The 16,956-nt window shown below is 37.3% G+C and carries 10 protein-coding genes and 1 pseudogene; 7 read left to right on the plus strand and 4 right to left on the minus strand.

All coding sequences use genetic code 11. The features are described from left to right. Positions 1 to 6: 6 nt before the first annotated feature. A complete protein-coding gene (locus FNN08_RS10115) occupies positions 7 to 1,497 on the plus strand; it encodes a response regulator (protein ID WP_185962627.1) in 1,491 nt (496 codons plus the stop codon). 93 nt (positions 1,498 to 1,590) lie between these two features. Further along, complete coding sequence (locus FNN08_RS10120; RefSeq protein ID WP_143585386.1) at positions 1,591 to 3,582, plus strand: cyclic nucleotide-binding domain-containing protein; 1,992 nt, start codon at positions 1,591 to 1,593, stop codon at positions 3,580 to 3,582. 133 nt (positions 3,583 to 3,715) lie between these two features. Here FNN08_RS10120 and FNN08_RS10125 read toward each other — a convergent pair whose 3' ends face one another. Next, positions 3,716 to 4,654 (minus strand): ion transporter, encoded by a 939-nt coding sequence (locus FNN08_RS10125; protein ID WP_143585388.1) that lies wholly within the window; start codon positions 4,652 to 4,654, stop codon positions 3,716 to 3,718. 98 nt (positions 4,655 to 4,752) lie between these two features. Here FNN08_RS10125 and FNN08_RS10130 point away from each other — a divergent pair, with 98 nt between their 5' ends. The 5 genes and pseudogenes from FNN08_RS10130 (at position 4,753) to FNN08_RS10150 (ending at position 12,516) form a co-directional block, all read left to right on the plus strand. Further along, positions 4,753 to 6,498 carry a hypothetical protein gene (locus FNN08_RS10130; RefSeq protein ID WP_143585390.1) on the plus strand — a complete coding sequence of 582 codons (1,746 nt, stop codon included), beginning with the start codon at positions 4,753 to 4,755 and terminating at the stop codon, positions 6,496 to 6,498. Between the two features lie 107 nt (positions 6,499 to 6,605). Continuing rightward, positions 6,606 to 6,998 (plus strand): hypothetical protein, encoded by a 393-nt coding sequence (locus FNN08_RS10135; RefSeq protein ID WP_143585392.1) that lies wholly within the window; start codon positions 6,606 to 6,608, stop codon positions 6,996 to 6,998. 541 nt (positions 6,999 to 7,539) lie between these two features. Beyond that, positions 7,540 to 7,718 (plus strand): annotated as a pseudogene (locus FNN08_RS10140) (NAD(P)/FAD-dependent oxidoreductase); the annotation flags it as partial. 207 nt (positions 7,719 to 7,925) lie between these two features. Continuing rightward, a complete protein-coding gene (locus tag FNN08_RS10145; RefSeq protein ID WP_143585394.1) occupies positions 7,926 to 10,988 on the plus strand; it encodes a putative Ig domain-containing protein in 3,063 nt (1,020 codons plus the stop codon). A gap of 91 nt (positions 10,989 to 11,079) precedes the next feature. After that, entirely contained in the window at positions 11,080 to 12,516 is a 1,437-nt protein-coding gene (locus tag FNN08_RS10150) for a sulfatase (protein ID WP_143585396.1), read from the plus strand. Positions 12,517 to 12,770: 254 nt separating this feature from the next. Here FNN08_RS10150 and FNN08_RS10155 read toward each other — a convergent pair whose 3' ends face one another. Genes FNN08_RS10155 through FNN08_RS10165 form a run of 3 tightly spaced genes read right to left on the minus strand, consistent with a single transcriptional unit; the run spans position 12,771 to position 16,852 of the window. Next, entirely contained in the window at positions 12,771 to 14,279 is a 1,509-nt protein-coding gene (locus FNN08_RS10155; protein WP_143585398.1) for a sulfatase, read from the minus strand. Positions 14,280 to 14,314: 35 nt separating this feature from the next. Then, positions 14,315 to 15,865, minus strand: a complete 1,551-nt coding sequence (locus FNN08_RS10160; protein WP_143585400.1) for a sulfatase — start codon at positions 15,863 to 15,865, stop codon at positions 14,315 to 14,317. After that, on the minus strand, positions 15,866 to 16,852 hold the full coding sequence (locus FNN08_RS10165) for a hypothetical protein (RefSeq protein ID WP_185962628.1): 987 nt from the start codon (positions 16,850 to 16,852) through the stop codon (positions 15,866 to 15,868). Positions 16,853 to 16,956: the final 104 nt, after the last annotated feature.

Below are 16,956 nucleotides of genomic sequence, written 5' to 3' on the forward strand. Positions count from 1 at the left end.
ACAAGCATGAGTACTCAATTTAAAGAAAAATTGGCAAATATCCGCCATGACCTGAAAACACCTGTTGGACATATCTTAGGTTATAGCGAGATGTTGGCCGAAGACCTAGAAGATGCACCTTGGCCTGAATTTGAAGCTGATTTAGAGCGCATCCATAGTTCTGGAAATAAATTATTATCTTTAATTGAAGACCTTCTTGGAGCAAGTAAAACAAAAATAGAAGACATTGATGTTGTCAACGTCGAGTATCAACTTAGAATGCAACTTAACCATGTTAGTGGTTATTGTGAGATGCTTACAGAGCTTGCAGAAGAAGAAAATAGGCCAGAACTTGTAGCTGATTTAGGCCATATAAACTTAGCGGCTTTAAACTTTACAAAAATATTAGCAGACAAAGTTACCATTTCAGAATTGTCGGCATTCAGAAGGTCAAATGATTCAGAATCTGATACTTCAAAAGCAGATGTTGCCTTACCAAGTGTTGATAATATTCACTTTAGCTCTTTAGGCGAAGGCGGTGACATTCTTGTTGTCGATGATAATGCGGAGAATAGAGAGTTATTAACACGCCGTTTAACACGGAATGGTTATCGCCCTAAATCTGTCGATAGCGGTAAAGCAGCGCTAGAGGTATTAAAAGAGCAGAGCTTTGATTTGATCTTGCTCGATATGGTTATGCCCGAAATGAGTGGTTTAGAAGTTTTAACCATTCTAAAAAATGATAATGTATTGCGTAATATTCCAGTGATCATACTTTCTGCACTGGACGATATGGATCAAGTGGTGAATTGTATTTTGCAAGGTGCCGATGATTACGTTTTTAAGCCGTTTAACCCTATTCTATTAAAGGCTAGGATAGCAGCAAGTCTAGAAAAATGCAGGTTACGGAAAAAGCAGGTGCCTAAGTTAACGGTATTTATCTCTTCACCTGGCGATGTAATTGCAGAAAGACAATTGGCTCGTACGATTATAAATGAACTCAATAATGAATTGGCTGACAGAGTTAATATAGTACCTATTTTTTGGGAAGATGAGCCACTTCTTGCGTCAGATACATTTCAAGCTCAAATAGCTCCGGCTAGAGATTGTGATATATATCTTGGAATATTTTGGTCTCGTTTGGGTTCAAAGTTGCCAAATACAATTACTAGAGAGGATGGTAGTTGCTATGCTTCAGGCTCTGAATATGAGTTTGAAGATGCCTTAGCTGGGTATAAAGAATCAGGGTTTCCACAGATGTTAATCTATCGAAAGACATCACAAATACATATCCCTCTAGAAAATCGTGAACAGGTTTTATCAAGCTTAAAACAAAAAGAAATGGTTGAAGACTTTATTCAGAAATGGTTTATGACTGAAGACAAAGAAAGTTATTCTGGCGCATTTCATAACTTTGAAGAACAAGATAACTTCACCTTGATGTTATCGAAACACCTTAAGAAATTAGTTTTGAACCAATTAGAAAGTCGAACGGATAGAGACTTAAATCGATTGTGATTTAGTTTTTTCGTTTCAATAAAAATTTAGGAAGCTAAGTTATCATTAGCAATAGATAGTTTTAAACTATCATCGTAGTAATTAGGTTATTCTATGGAATTTACAGAACAGCTCAGCCAGATATTTGGCTTTTTCATTCTTTTATCTGCTAGTACAGTATTATTAGTCCGTTTAGCATCCGTTATCATACAAAGGCGTAAACTTAGGTTTCGTTATGGTGTTGAGGCTGGAGTGATCTTATGGTTTCTTTATCACGCATTAGAGCCTGGTTTACAATGGATTGATTACGGGCATTATGCACTAGACATAAAAAATGCTGTCGCCTTTCTTTGGTGGATAAACTTAGCTTTTGTTATCGATACTTTAACAAGTCTTTACCTATGGGATGGGCTTTTATCTGAAAAAGGGAAGCGAAGAACGCCTAAGCTAATTACGGGCGGCGTTACATTTATACTTTACACTCTCGCTATCATAATTGTTTTACATTTTTATTATGATAAACCAATCGGTGCTTTACTAACTGCATCTGGTGCCGTTGCTCTTATTGTTGGTTTTTCAGCTCAATCTACCCTAAAAGAAGTTTTCTCAGGAGTATCTTTAAACGCTACTCGTGCAATACGTATGGGTGATTTTATAGAAGTTAATGGAACATATGGCGAAGTATATGATATCAACTGGCGTTCAATTTCGATTAAAAACCCCCATACAGACTCCCTGTATATATTTCCCAACAGTACTGTTTCTAGTCAAGTAATACTGAATTTCAGTGAGCCTACGCCAAGGTTTAAATACTATATTAATTTTACCGTGGAGCCGTCCGCTCCTCCTGAGAAGGTTATTCGAGCTATTGAAAGTGAGTTAAAATACAGTAGATACGTTTTCAGAACTCCAAAGCCTGATTTTAATATTCTCGGGTTTACTGAATATGGTTTAGAGATTCGCCTTCGATTCTTCTTTGATGGTGATGACCCTTGGTGGGATGCTCAGAATGAAGTGTGTATGGCGGTTTGGGGGGCAATGAAAAAGCATGGCTTTAGATTAAGCCTTAAACGTGGACAAATGCACTCTCCTTTTGAGTGGGATGAGCTGCAAGAAAAGCTTGTTCAGAGGTTGTCGCCACAATACGTACTTAACTTTGTTAAGGAAACGAATTTACTCAAAGATGAAAATGATAGTCAACTTGCTCTGACAGTTGACGATATTATGATTGAGGATTTGAATCCTCCTTCATGTTTCCATCATATCAATGATAATAGCGACTTCTTATATATAGTCTTAGAGGGTAAAGTTGAAATTTACTCTAATGAAGATGACGTAGAAATATGTGTGCAAACGTGTTTGCCGGGCGATTATTTTGGTTTAAGGGAAGTTGTCGAAAATAAATCTCACCAATATTATGCGCAAGCTAAAGAGTACAGTGTTGTCGCTAAGGTGAGCAAAGATAAAGTTAATCAACTAATAGATAACAATAATTTAAATGAAAGATTTAAGAGTAATATCGCCAGTGTAGATAAACTGCGTTCAGAAAATAAAGTAAAAGAATTAGAAAGATTGATTGTAGAGCAACAATCTCATGCGAAGTACCAATTAAGCGTTGAACTTCGTAAAAGTATTGATCATCTATTGAAGAAGTCATTATTGACTAGTATTAAAGAGCATTTAGGGTTTTTACCTAGTCATAGACGTATCCTTCATGCTGTGATGGCCGGTTGTGCTCTATTATGCAAAGCTGCAGCTGAAAAAGAGTCCAGTGAAAGAAACTTTATTATAAGCTCATTGAATAAATTTGACTTTTTTAAGCATTCTGACGAGCGTCATGGAGCCCAAATCCTTGATGATTACTTAGAACGATTAAATAAAGATCCTGAAATTGCTCGTAAACATCTTATTGATTTAATATCTAAGCAAGCCAAAAACTCAAAAAATGCACATTTGATTGCTGCTATTTGCTGGGGGATGGTAGATCCAAAACAGTTTGATGATGAAGCCGTAAAGTTAGTAATGAAAGATATATGTGATGCCTTACAAATTCCTTTAGATGTACACAGCATTAGAGAGAAGCTAAAGTCTATAAGGCTAGCGTAGTGCGTTGTAATATAGATTATTACCTAAAAGTGACATATAAATTGAGCATGTTCTAACAGTGTTGAAATTACTCATTTATATGTCATATAGGAAATATACAAACCTTTAAGTATTTAGCTTAATAAAAATTAAATTACTTACCGCAATGTGGGCATGCGTCTTTATTTTTCTCTTTTTTCAATATTTTAATCGCCCGGTCTAAATCTTCATCTCTAAGTTCTAATCTGTCAGCTAATTCTTCTAGTTCTCGATACTCTTTGGAGTCTATCACTCCATCAGAAAGGGCATGCTTAATATGAGCATTTAAGTTACGTTTACGCTCTCGTAATTCATCACCAAATCTTGCGGCTAAAAGACCTGCGGGCAATGCGACAATAGCAACACCAATGAGCATAATAAATGTAGCTACAATCTTACCTAGTGTTGTTACCGGTGTAACGTCACCATATCCGACAGTTGTCATTGTTACTACTGACCACCATAGGGAGTGGAGGATGTTACCAAACACTTCAGGCTGAGCTTCATTTTCGAGGGTATACATCATGCTAGCAGCAATCACTATAAGGAAAAGCATAACCATTATGGTGGCGGTTATACTTTTTATTTCTTTTGCAACAACCGTCACAAATAATGTAAAGCCTTTAAAGTAATGGGTTAATTTTAATAACCTCATCACTCGTAATAATCGTAATTGACGAAGGTCGATAGATATAAATAATGAAATAAAAAAAGGAGCAATAGCAATTAAATCAATAATAGCAATTGGTGACATTATGTACTTAAGTCGTGCTTTAAATGTGGGAAGTGCACTTAATTGGTAAGACTCCACACAAACCCACAATCTGACTAAATACTCGATAGTAAAAATAGATATTGAGATAACTTCAAATAGGGCAAATTCAGCATGATACTGCTGACTTATTTTTGCATCGGATTCAAAAATAACAGCAATTACATTAGTAATGATTAAAATAATTAAAAAGAGGTTAAAGTATTTAGCGAATACAGAATTATGGTTATGCCTTTCCAGTAGCTGAAAAGCTTGTTTTCTCAATGTGGATATCTGTGACATGTCGTAGCCTGGTTATTATAATGTGAACAATTTGTTTTAATTCATGGGCTATTGGAATAGTATTCTATTCATAAGGATTAACGCAACAGGTATTCACAATGGCAGTAAACTTGTTTTATATCGGTGTCACTGGTCACCGAGATTTAAACGATAAAACATCAGAGCAACTTACAAAAAAAATTAACTCATTTATTACAGATATTAATAGCCAATTAGTTAATACACCTGTAAGTATCATTACTGGAATGGCGGACGGGGCAGACCGTATATTGGCTAAAGTAGCATTAGCTAATAATTTACCAGTACAAATTGTACTTCCAATGCCTGAAGAGATGTATAAAGCGGACTTTAGTGAAGAGTCTTGGGCTGAATATCAACTTATAAAGTCCAACCATTTAGTTACCTGCCTTACTGTAAATACTGAAAACATTGACTTAGAAGCAGCCCAAGAGCAGGGTGATGAACGAAATAAGTTATATCATGCGCTTGGTAAATACCTTGTTGAACAATCGAATATGATGGTTGCAGTTTGGGATGGCGAAAACACTGGCTTCAAAGGGGGGACTTGTGATGTTGTTCTTAGCTACTTAAAAGCTAAAAAGGTATCAACTGACATAGAACTTTGTAAAATAAAGTTCAGCGATGAAAATACCCAGTTAATTCGAGGGATAAACTCTGTTTATTGGTTGAAAGTTTCAGCCGGTAGTGAAAATCATCATCAAATTGAAGGCGGCTCACTTTCCTCCTATTTCTTAACAGGTTCACAAGGTCCATACTCATTAGTAACTAATTCAGTCATGCCAACATTTATAGCGGATAGTTTAGATGAGCTAGATGCATACAATAAACGGTGTAAGGAGTTAGGTGAACAGGGAGAAATTAGTTCTCAATATAGCCTATTAAACGGCTACAACAAAGACTCTGAATTCGAGCATTTAAAAGCTATTGATGAAGAGTTTTTAAAAGCAGACGCGGTAGCATTAAGTCATCAAAAAAAGTCCGATGGTCAGTTTAAACTATTTAGTTTTATGGCGGCTGTGATGGGACTATTATTTTTAGTGTACGCTAAAATTGTGGCAAGTAAGTTACTGCTGATAGGCTACCTTTTATTTTTTGTTTTCGGCTGGATTTTCTTTAAAATTTCAACAAAAAATAAGAATTTTACTCGTCATTTAAGTGCTCGTATTCTGGCAGAAACGATCAGGACACAGTTCTATTTGGCGTTAATAAATAAAAGCAGTAATAAACAAAATACAAAGCTAATGGACTTATCAGGGGTAAGCCAGTTTTCGAGCGCTAGTTGGCTTGGTCATATATTCAAGAACCTAAAATTAAATGAACAATCAGAATCAAAAGATACTACTCAGGAAAGTATGGAGTTTGTTTGTAAACACTGGCTTGAAGATCAACTTCAGTACTTTCGAAATAAAACCCAGAAGTTATCTGCCCATCACCATAAACTAGAAAAAATAAAATCTGCTTTGTTTATTACCTCTGCAATAGCAACTTTGGCATTGATCTTTTTTAAATACCAATTGGTTGATATTGTTTTATTTGCTCATGTAGATGCAAAAACCTTTACTGTATTATTAATGGGTTTATTGCCATTTTGGCTTGGAGTCTGGGAAATCTATCAAAGCAAAATGGCAGTAAAAGAATTACTTTGGCAATATAGAAATCAATCAATGGTATTTGAGCAAGCTCATCAAGAGATATTAAATACTAATACACAAGAGCAGAAAGTAGATGTTTTAGTTAATTTAGCAGAACGTTCAATGATGGAAAACTATATTTGGATAATACATCGTTATCATAGAGAGCAAGAGCCACCAACGGCAGGCTAAGTGTTCATTTAATACATAAAAAACAAAAAAAATTAATATGTATACCTCAAACTTTGATAGCAAAAATAATTTCATATTCGAAATCTAATTTGTTAAAAGGAATTACTTTGAAAAATAAATTAGCTCTCGAACTTTATAACGACATTAGATCGCCTTTAGTCATTCCCGCAATTTTTTCTGGGTTGGTTAGTGGTTTGCTTTCTGTCGTTTTTATGTTTTCTTTTGCTACGGTCATTTATGCAGGACCCATAAGCGGGCATTTTACCCAGGGAGCAGGCTTTTTAATCTTAGCGGCATCTGTAAGTTGCATGTCGATGGCTTTGCTGAGCTCTGTAAAAGGGCTCATTGCATTACCTCAAAGTAACCCTACGGCAATAACCGCTGCAGCTGCTTCAAGTATTATTATAATGCTACCAAGTGATAGTAGCCCAGATACTTATTTAGCTAATGTAGCGGCATTTATGTTTTTCGCGTCTCTATTTACGGGTGTAACGTTGTAGATAATAGGGCGCTATAAATTATCTAATATTATTCGTTATATTCCATACCCAGTAATCGGTGATTTTTAGTGGCAAGTGGTTGTTATTGAAAGCGTCTATATTCCTAATGGCCGATGTTAATGCATTTTCGAGTTTACTAGATAATGAAGTCATACCTTTTTTTGGGGGGCTTATTCTATGGTGTGTTTCTGCATTATATTACAAAGCAAAACCCTCACTATTTAACACTTCCCCTTGTGCCATCATCGCCGTCACAACCAGAAATTGAGATTGCTAAAATTGCAATTAATCCTAATTTGTACATGCGCATATTCCTTGTGTTTATTGTATAGCATTTTGATTTTCTGTAGCTTTCTGAACAAAGCCCCTTTACATAGTAGGTTTAACATACTAATACATTTTGTTAACCCTCTTTGAACAATTGTTCGAAATATACCTGTTTATTCTAAGGTTCTTATTTTCTATTCGAGTGATATAGAAATGATATATTATAGGCTGTCTGTTTATAATAATTTGACAACATTTGTTATGTGTTCGGAATACCGCAGAGGTTACCTTAGGCGGTGTTGATACCGACGAGCTATCTTCAAAACCATGGAAAGTAAAAAAGTACCTGACCTATTTTTTATCGGTGAAGTAGCTGATGTTACTGGGTGGCTTGGCGGCTATAACTTCCAATGGGCTTGGTCTAGTGGTTGGGCTGCAGGGCAGGTCGTTTAATTTATTCACAGTGCTCTATTCAATGAGCGCTACCTTATATATCACAATAACTGCAAGGTTATTGATTTCTGCATTCCCCTTATTTATCGAATCCATATAATTAAACTTAGGCATTTGTAATCGCTGTATAATTAGGCTAGATTAGCATCTGACAACGATATCAATTGATAACAGATTAAGCTAACATCCAATAATTATGGTAACTATATGAAAATTAAAATAATAAAATCTATAACTATTGGATTTTTTAGTGTTTATTGCGCTTTAACTAATGCGGCAAATTTTGCTAGTAATAAATATTACACTGTTGAAATGCGTGGCAGTGGTGAAAAGGATATTTTTCAATGGCGCAATCTAAATAACAACATCAGCTTTAGTAGTTTAAGATACAAAACTAACTATGATATGCGAATGCAATTTATAGAAGTTGCCAATAATCAGTACCATATATCTTCAAGCCTTTCGAGTAACTTACTGTCTTCGCAAAACGGCTCTGTAGGTCACACTGTATTTTTCGAGGTTGCAGATGGCTCTGATAGCCAAATATGGATTGCCAATAAAGTAGATGCTGATTTTGTACAGTTTATTAATAAAAGCACCGGATTGGCCTTAACGTATACTACTGACACCGACGAATCACCAGATCATCACAACGGTTTAGCGGTACTAGCACCTAAAGGGACAGACACAAGTACCCACTGGCGAGTTGTTGAATCAGTTGTATCTCCTGTTAGTAATATTGGCGTTAATCAAAATGGTTGGCATGTCGATGTACCCAAGCAAATAACTTACCTATCAGATACACAAACACCACCAAGCTTTGTTATATCTGGCCCAAAAACGTTGTCGGGCACAATGGCCTATTGGGGTGAGAAATGGGGTAAACATTTTTATACAACAGATGTTAGTTCATTAAAGCAAACAGGGCATTATAAGGTTGATATTGCTGGGCAATCTAAATCATTTAGTGTTGTTGATGATGCTTTTGCTTATGTTCGTAAAGAGCGCGGCGGTTCAATATCTTGGCAAGATATTATCGATGGCCATATGAAAATGCAAAAAGTTGACAGTGACGGGGACTTGCTCGATGTTGCAATAGGTTATGCAGGTGAGCCAGACTATCTTGAAGGAGAAGAGTACACTTTAACCAATGGTTATTATGACGCGAGCTCAATTGATAATAAAATTTATCGTACTGCAAACATATATCAATATCTCGCACTAGCAATACTTGAAAGTGATGACTCTGAGAAAAGTCAGGCATTAATTCCTGTACTTGAAGAAGGCATTAATTGGCTAGCCGATACGCAAAATGCTGATGCTAGCTGGCCATTAGGTAAGGTACGAGTATCAGGGGATGATTACTATTGGAGTATAACAACTGATCCTGCTGGCGTTGCTCGAGTAGCGGCAAGTTTGGCGATTGCTGCTCAAGCATTATCAACAACAAATCCTACTTTGGCTAATAATGCGCAGCAAATGGCTGTTGATGCTTGGGCATGGGTTAAGGCAAATTCACAAGATTCTGATTTTGTTGGTGTTAATGATAGTTACTTTGGCTCTCAACATAATCTAATCGCTGCCGCCATAGAGTTGTATATATTAACTAACAATAGTGAATATAAAACTTATGCCGATGTAAAAATCAACCAAGCTGTACTTAGCTCAGGTGGTTTATATAAAAGCGGGGGAGCAGATTGGCCAGGACAAGCTACTAGTCGTAGAGCATCCCTAATAAATGGTCACTTATTCGTGCATTTAGCGCGTTATTATCAAGTGATTGATGCAGCAAGTGATAGCGCTTTAAAAACTAAAGTTGCTAATGATTTAGCATCATTCATTACTTATTGGCAGACTAGCTATGTAACGCCATACAATATACCTGAAAATTTGGGCGGACCTAATATACAACAAGGTTGGGCACGCTCTATGGGAACATTTGCTTTACAGGCAGCTTATGCTGCTTATGCACTTGATAGTGATGATGGCAAGGCGCTCGCTAGTGCAAGTTGGGATTTTTTAACTGGACATAATACCTATGCCAGTAACTTGTATGTTGGAGGGCGTGGCCAAGCCGATATTCCTTTATGGCACCAACCTTGGGAAAAACATACCGGCGCAGTGGTTCCTGGTGTATTAATCGCTAATGGCGAGATTTCACAAAACAATAAAGGTTATGAGTTTTCAGAAACCGTTATTAAAGACAACATTGCCTTAATACCTTATTTTATTTTAATGAATAAAATGTTCCCGGCTTCCGCAACAAATACAGCTCCAGAATTTTTTGCTGAACAATTTAGCATAGAGGATATTGGTGTAAATGAGTCATACAGTTATGCATTGTCACAACATACGTTTGACCGTGATGGTGATAACCTTACTTACTCTAAAATAAGCGGTCCCGATTGGTTATTTGTTGCCGAGGATGGGAATATTTCCGGCTTACCTTTAGCCGCAAACCTTGGCGAAAACAGTTTACAAGTTAGTGTTACTGATAGTAAAAATACGAGTGTTCAAGCAACAATATCATTAAATGTGAATGATTTTGGTAGCCCTTTACAAAATATAGCACCAGTATGGTATTTAGCAGAGTTTACCTTAAATACTGCAACAGTAGATAAAGAATACCTTAGTTGGATTAACGATAAAGTATCAGATAATGACGATATTACTATTAGTAAATTGACTGGGCCGGATTGGTTAATTGTTCATGCTAACGGTAAATTAGAAGGTAGCCCATCGAGTTCAGACCTGGGTGAAAACACTTTTATAGTCGCAGCTAGCGATGGTATTAATATGCCGGTTGAAGCAGAAATTACCATTGAGGTATTAGCCCCTGCAGTAATCAATAGCGCGCCAACTTGGAATAGTGACTCATTCTCTGTTGGCACTGTTGAGCAAGATAAAGAATTTAGTGCTTCTATTGCTGAGCAAGCTGCTGATATTGATGCGGATGTACTCACATTTAACTTGGTATCAGGACCATCTTGGTTGAACTTATCTGCTCAGGGTGAACTTAGTGGCAAACCTAGTAGTAATGATATTGGTATTAATAGCTTTGTTGTTACTGTTAACGACGGTATAAATCCAAGTGTCGAAGCGGTTATGGCTGTTGAAGTAACTACTGCAAATAATGACAGCGAGAGTGATACAAAAAGTGATTCAGACGCTGATTCAAATAGTGGCGGCGGGGGAAGCTTGGGTGGATGGTTCATGTGTTTGTTGTTTATGAACTTGTTAATTAGAACACGCTCTATTTGGAATAGATAATAATCCTCATGTAATTAAAAACGGCTACCTGTAGGTAGCTGTTACATTGTTAGTTTATTAATAATAAAAATAACTTACGGTAAATTAAAAAATGAAAAGTCCCTTTATTAAAGTCGCAATACTATTGTCTGTATTGTTAAGCTCAAACATATTAGCTAACCAACAAAAACCTAATGTGTTGTTCCTTATGATTGATGATCTACGCGTGCAACATGGTCCATACGCTCGTAATGCAGCAATTACTCCGAGTATGGATGCATTGGCTGCACAAGGTGTGGTATTTAATCGGGCATACAGCAATGTACCCATTTGTGGAGCTTCGCGTGCCAGCATGCTTACAGGCTTATACCCAACTAAAAATCGCTTCTTACTATTTAATGCCGCAAGCAAAGACGCTCCCGGGATACCATCTATTCCAAAGACATTTAAAGACAATGGTTATCATACCGTTAGCCTTGGTAAAGTATTTAATAATTACCACGATAGTATAGATGCATGGTCACAGCCTGAATGGCGTCCGGGTAAGCACTATGGTAAAAAACTACCTAAAAAGCAGGTTCTAAAACATCGCGCGGGTTACCAAAGCGCTGGCGCGAAAGAAGCCTTTGCAAAAGCTAAGTTACATGGCCCTGCTTATGAGTCTGCAGATGTTGATGATTACGTTTATGACAATGGATTAATCGCTAAACGAGCTATGCTTGAGCTGACTCAAGCTAAGAAAAGAGGTAAGCCATTTTTCTTAGCAATGGGCTTACGAAAGCCACATTTACCTTTTAATGCACCGAAAAAATATTGGGATTTATATGATCGCAATAATATTATATTAGCGGCAAACTCACAGATGGCAAAAGATGCACCAATAGAGGCTACGCATCAATGGAATGAGCTAAGGAATTATCTCAATATGCCAAAAGCAGATAACCAACCTATGCCGGATGACTTAGCTAAAGACTTAATCCATGGCTACCTTGCTGCAACAAGTTATTCTGATGCGCTCGTTGGTGATGTATTGGCCCATTTACAACAGTTAGAGTTAGATAAAAATACCATAGTAATCTTATGGGGTGACCATGGCTGGAGCTTAGGAGAGCATGGTTTATGGGCTAAACACTCTAATTTTAATATCGCCAATCAAATTCCTATCATTGTTAGGGCGCCCCAAATAGCTAAGAATAAGAGTGCTTATGGATTAATAGAGTCTGTCGATATTTATCCAACCTTGGTTGAACTTGCTAATTTACCAAAACCTAAGCATTTACAAGGAACAAGCTTTGTAGAGCAACTTAACAAGCCAGAGCGAGCAGGTAAAGACGCTATCTTTTTACGCTATAAAAATGCAGACAGTATTCGTACCGAACAATACTTTTATACTCAGTGGTTTGATGAAAACGGCAAAGTGAGTGCAAGAATGCTTTATGACCATAATATCGATCCAGACGAAATGGTTAATATTGCAGAATTAGCGACAAGCCAAGCTATTGTAAAAAGGTTACAGCAGCAACTAGAGCAACATATCGCCAGTCTTTAATTTATACCAAGTCCATTAATTAACCGCTCATTTTTAATGGTTAAAATGAATAACTACTGCGTTATAAAATTTATAAGTAGAATAACTACTTACTAAATTTTATGCCTTGTATTTATCCCTTTTTCCTCATGAAAAAGTAGATCTCTTAATTAATGGAGTTGGTATTAGTTAATCTGGTAACTACTTCAATAAAAAAGAGCTTTAACCTGCAGGTGAAAGCTCTTTTTTTATCTAAGTTATATCTGGTTCAGCATTTATTCAATGCTACGAATACGGGTTTGGGCTTTCTCAATAGCATCATCAAGTAACCATTTCATTTGAATACGGGTACTTTCAAGGTGTACTTTTTCAGACAGGTTATTTAACTCTTCAGGGTCATTTTGATGATCGTAAAGCTCAGCGCCATATAAGCCGCCACCCCACTCAGTATAGCGATAACGTTCGGTGCGAATTGAATGACCACGAATTTTTTTATAAGCCAAGTTGTTATTTTTACCGCGAAGTCGGTTTAATATTGCCGAATATGCTGAAGTTCTTACCGCCACAGATGTATCATCTAAGCTTGGGGTTAAGTCGACACCTTGAATGTAATCTGGTGCTTGCAAGCCGGCTAAATTAGCTAAGGTTGGGTATAGGTCTACAAGCTCAGTCGGAAACTCAACTGGGCTGCCATTGCCTTTACGGTTTGGCGCATAAATAATTAATGGCGTACGGGCAGAGCCTTCAAATAAGCTGCCTTTTTGCCATAAGCCATGTTGACCTAGCTCGTACCCATGGTCAGATAAAAATACGACAATAGTATTATCAGCTAAACCTGCATCATCTAATGCATCTATTACGCGGCCTATTTGTGCATCAACATAAGAAATTGCCGCGTAGTAACCTTGAATAATATGCTTGCGTTGTTCAAGTGTTAACTGCGATTCACCATGGCGAATAGTTAAAGCAATTTCTGGAATATCATAAAAGTCTTTCTTTGGTGCGATATACGGTTTTATTTTATCTAATGGGTATAAATCAAAGTATTTTTTAGGGGCAACAAACGGCGTATGCGGGCGGTAAAAACCAACACCTAAAAAGAATGGTTTGCCAGTTTTATCTGGATGGTGTTCATTCAGCATTTTAATAGCTGCAGTAGCTACCTTACCATCAGTGTGCTCTTCATCTTTACTCTCAATAGATAAGAAACTTAACACGCCGCCGAATGATTGCTTTTTAAGAGCGCGTTCGTTGTAAGCCATAATTTTGTCTTCAACGTACTTATCTAAACCTATTGGATTAACTGTTTCATGCCAAGAAGCCGGATCATCTGGCCCTGCAGTACCTATTTGATTTGGCACCCCTTGATGGTAAATTTTACCTACACGGCCAGAAAAATAACCTTGCTCTTTAAACATTTGCGCCATAGTGGTTACTTTTGGAATATGGTCACGAAAATGTGGTGTACTACGAGTATGTGAGCCATGAGCAATAATACCCGTTTGATCAGGATACAAACCGGTCATAAAGCTTGAACGACTCGGTGTACACAGAGGTGACTGGCTATAAGCTTTAGTAAAGAGAACGCCTTTTTTGGCTAATTTATCAATATTAGGACTTTGTACTAGCGGGTGACCATAGGCGCCTAGGTCATTATTCATATCATCGACATTGATAAATAATACATTAGGTTTGCTTTGTGCAAACGCTACGCCTACTAATAAACTAATGGCGATACAAATAGTTGCAAATAAGCTAGATAGCTTGTTAACAGTTACTTTCATTAAATACTCGACTTAATTATTCTTATTGTTATATTTTACTTCCACTGAAATGATGCTTTTGGATCACTCTTTTTATCAGCGCTTAAATCCCATTTCATTTTTGAACCTGGTTTGCGATACAGTGCGTTAGCGTCTTTTAACCAAGCACTTAATTGCTGTTGCATAGTAGCAAGTTTTTCAGGATTTTGCTGTGCTACATTGTTTAGTTCGCCTTTATCTTTTGCAAGGTTAAACAGTTCATAATAACCATCATCAAACCAATGTATTAATTTCCAATCACCCTCGATCATGGCCGAGCTATTTCTGTCTCCTGTAGCGCCCGGACGGCCTATAGGTGAATGCCAAAACATCGCTGGGCGTTGGTAGGTTTCACCTTTGAGCGCTTTGACATAACTTTCACCGTCAATGTGTTGTGTAGGTTGTAGTGGTAAGTTAGCCATAGCAAGTAATGAAGGGAAGTGATCACTGCCAGTAACCTGAGTTTGTGACACAGAACCCGGCTTAATTTTGCCAGGCCACTTAACAATAAATGGCACTCGAATGCCGCCTTCATATAACCAGCCTTTGCCTTGACGGTATGGTAAGTTAGAGGTTGCTAATTCGCGCGTGTTGGGGCCTCGTGACGATAAGCCACCATGATCAGATGTAAGCATAATAATGGTATTATCAGCTAAGCCTAGCTCTTCTAATTTTTTAGTAACACGAGCTACGCTTTCATCAAAGTTTTGCACCATAGCTGCATAAACAGGGTGGTTCTGCTCACTTTTATACTGCGATATACCATCTGGGTCAGAAATTAAATCTGGCATATTATTTTTGATGCCCGGTTTAATATTTAACGACTTTAGCTTGTCATTGTAATAGTCAATATCTTGCTGTTTAGCTTGCAATGGGGTGTGCACAGCGTAATGAGATAATACTAATAAGAACGGTTTTTTAGCGTTACGGCTGATAAAACCTTCGGCTTCAGCCGTTAGCCTATCTGAAAGATATTCACCTTTTTCAGCTTTAATGTGGCCGAAAGTAGCTTTACCATTAGCTGTTCTTGCGCCATAAGGAAAGAAGTAACTGTCTGGCGCTCCAGCAGAGCCGGCAAGTAAACTTTCATCAAAACCTTGGCCTTGTGGCCAAGCTTCAGCGGTTTTACCTAAATGCCATTTACCTATGTAGCCAGTACGGTAACCGGCTTGTTGAAAGTGCTCAGCAAAAGTAACTTCTTCTACTGGTAAAAAGTGCTTACGGTTAATTAATTCACTACCTAAACGCGCCGAGGCTTTACCACTTAATAGGCTCATTCTTGATGGCACGCAGCGAGGGTGTGCTGCATAGGCGTTATCAAAGCTCATTCCTTGCTCGGCTAATTTATCTATATTTGGAGTTTCATAAAGGGTACTACCATACAAAGAGATATCTTGGCGGCCTAAATCATCGGCAATAATGAATACGATATTAGGTTGCTCTGCAGGAGTTGTTTCAGTCGCCTGCGCACTTACTGTTTGTATACTAGGTAATAGTAAGGCACTCATCCCCAATAATGTATTGAGGGCTCTTTTTACGAAAAAAGATTGATTAGTATATTTTGGCATTTAATTTTGCTCCACAGAAAAATCTAAAGTCCAAGTCCAGTTTTCACTTGGTTTTAATTTGATCAGGCCTAAACCTGAATTTAATGAATTTTGACTACCCACCCAAGGCTCAGGAGAAATAAACCCTTGCTCAATACTTGCCCAAAGGTTGTATTGGATGGTTAAGTTTTCAGGTAACTTTGAAGCTTGGTGGCTAAGGGTGAGCACCAGACCTGAAGGGTCGATTAATTTGATGCTTGGCTTGTTGTTTTCTTGAGTTAAAGAAACCGATTGTCTTTCTGGTAAATCGGCTAGTTTATTCTTACCCAAATAAGGAGAATTGATCACAGCGCCAGTAGGGAACTTTTGTTGATCTTTTACTAATTGTTTTTGACTGAAAGATTCAAACATAAAGTCTTGTAACTTGCCGCCCGCAATTAATGGCGCTTTGAAAGTAATATGATTACCGATTGAAAAGGGCATAGCGAAGGTATTTGATTTATCCGCATGTACTTTATAAGTTGCCTCAAAGTGGCTAGTAAAAAGCGTGTAAGTAACGCTTAGCTTAAATTTAAAAGGGTAGAACTTACGGCTTAAATCCGTATCACTAATACTTAGCGTAACTTGTGCTTTATCATCACTAATTAATTGATGTTCAAATGTCCAAACTTGGTCTTTAGCAAAGCCGTGAAAAGGCATGTCATACAGCTTGCTTTCTAGTAGATAATTACCTAGTTTTTTATTTTTAAATTCAAATCCGTTAGCAAGTGTTGGCCCTGTTGCTGGCCATAATAACTGGGATTTACCTCGCCAACCTTTTTGCTTGCTATAGTCGTTGCCTCGATGAATTAATTCATGCCACTGATGATTATTTTTAACCTGAATGCCTGATATTTCACCGCCATGCTCTGGTGCCACCGACAACCTTAAATCAAGGCCATTACTTAAGGTAATGATGCCATCGTTATTTTTTATTGAAAAGTTGGCGTTAGCGCTAAAACTTGTCATTAAGATTATCCCCATGAGTACAGGTGCAAATAAGCAATACTTTATCCGTAATATCATGATTTTCTCATTGTTATTTTTATTGTTAGTATGAGTAAAAACTGAAG

Origin of the sequence: Thalassomonas sp. M1454 (genome assembly GCF_007097525.1) — a bacterium.
In the GTDB taxonomy this organism is placed as follows: domain Bacteria; phylum Pseudomonadota; class Gammaproteobacteria; order Enterobacterales; family Alteromonadaceae; genus Thalassotalea_A.

What these genes read in the sequence shown, in the direction of transcription:
- FNN08_RS10155 (WP_143585398.1), bottom strand. Translation starts at nt 14,279, where the DNA reads ATGAAAGTAACTGTTAACAAGCTATCTAGCTTATTTGCAACTATTTGT.
- FNN08_RS10115 (WP_185962627.1), top strand. Translation starts at nt 7, where the DNA reads ATGAGTACTCAATTTAAAGAAAAATTGGCAAATATCCGCCATGACCTG.
- FNN08_RS10130 (WP_143585390.1), top strand. Translation starts at nt 4,753, where the DNA reads ATGGCAGTAAACTTGTTTTATATCGGTGTCACTGGTCACCGAGATTTA.
- FNN08_RS10160 (WP_143585400.1), bottom strand. Translation starts at nt 15,865, where the DNA reads ATGCCAAAATATACTAATCAATCTTTTTTCGTAAAAAGAGCCCTCAAT.
- FNN08_RS10145 (WP_143585394.1), top strand. Translation starts at nt 7,926, where the DNA reads ATGAAAATTAAAATAATAAAATCTATAACTATTGGATTTTTTAGTGTT.
- FNN08_RS10125 (WP_143585388.1), bottom strand. Translation starts at nt 4,654, where the DNA reads ATGTCACAGATATCCACATTGAGAAAACAAGCTTTTCAGCTACTGGAA.
- FNN08_RS10120 (WP_143585386.1), top strand. Translation starts at nt 1,591, where the DNA reads ATGGAATTTACAGAACAGCTCAGCCAGATATTTGGCTTTTTCATTCTT.
- FNN08_RS10165 (WP_185962628.1), bottom strand. Translation starts at nt 16,852, where the DNA reads ATGACAAGTTTTAGCGCTAACGCCAACTTTTCAATAAAAAATAACGAT.
- FNN08_RS10150 (WP_143585396.1), top strand. Translation starts at nt 11,080, where the DNA reads ATGAAAAGTCCCTTTATTAAAGTCGCAATACTATTGTCTGTATTGTTA.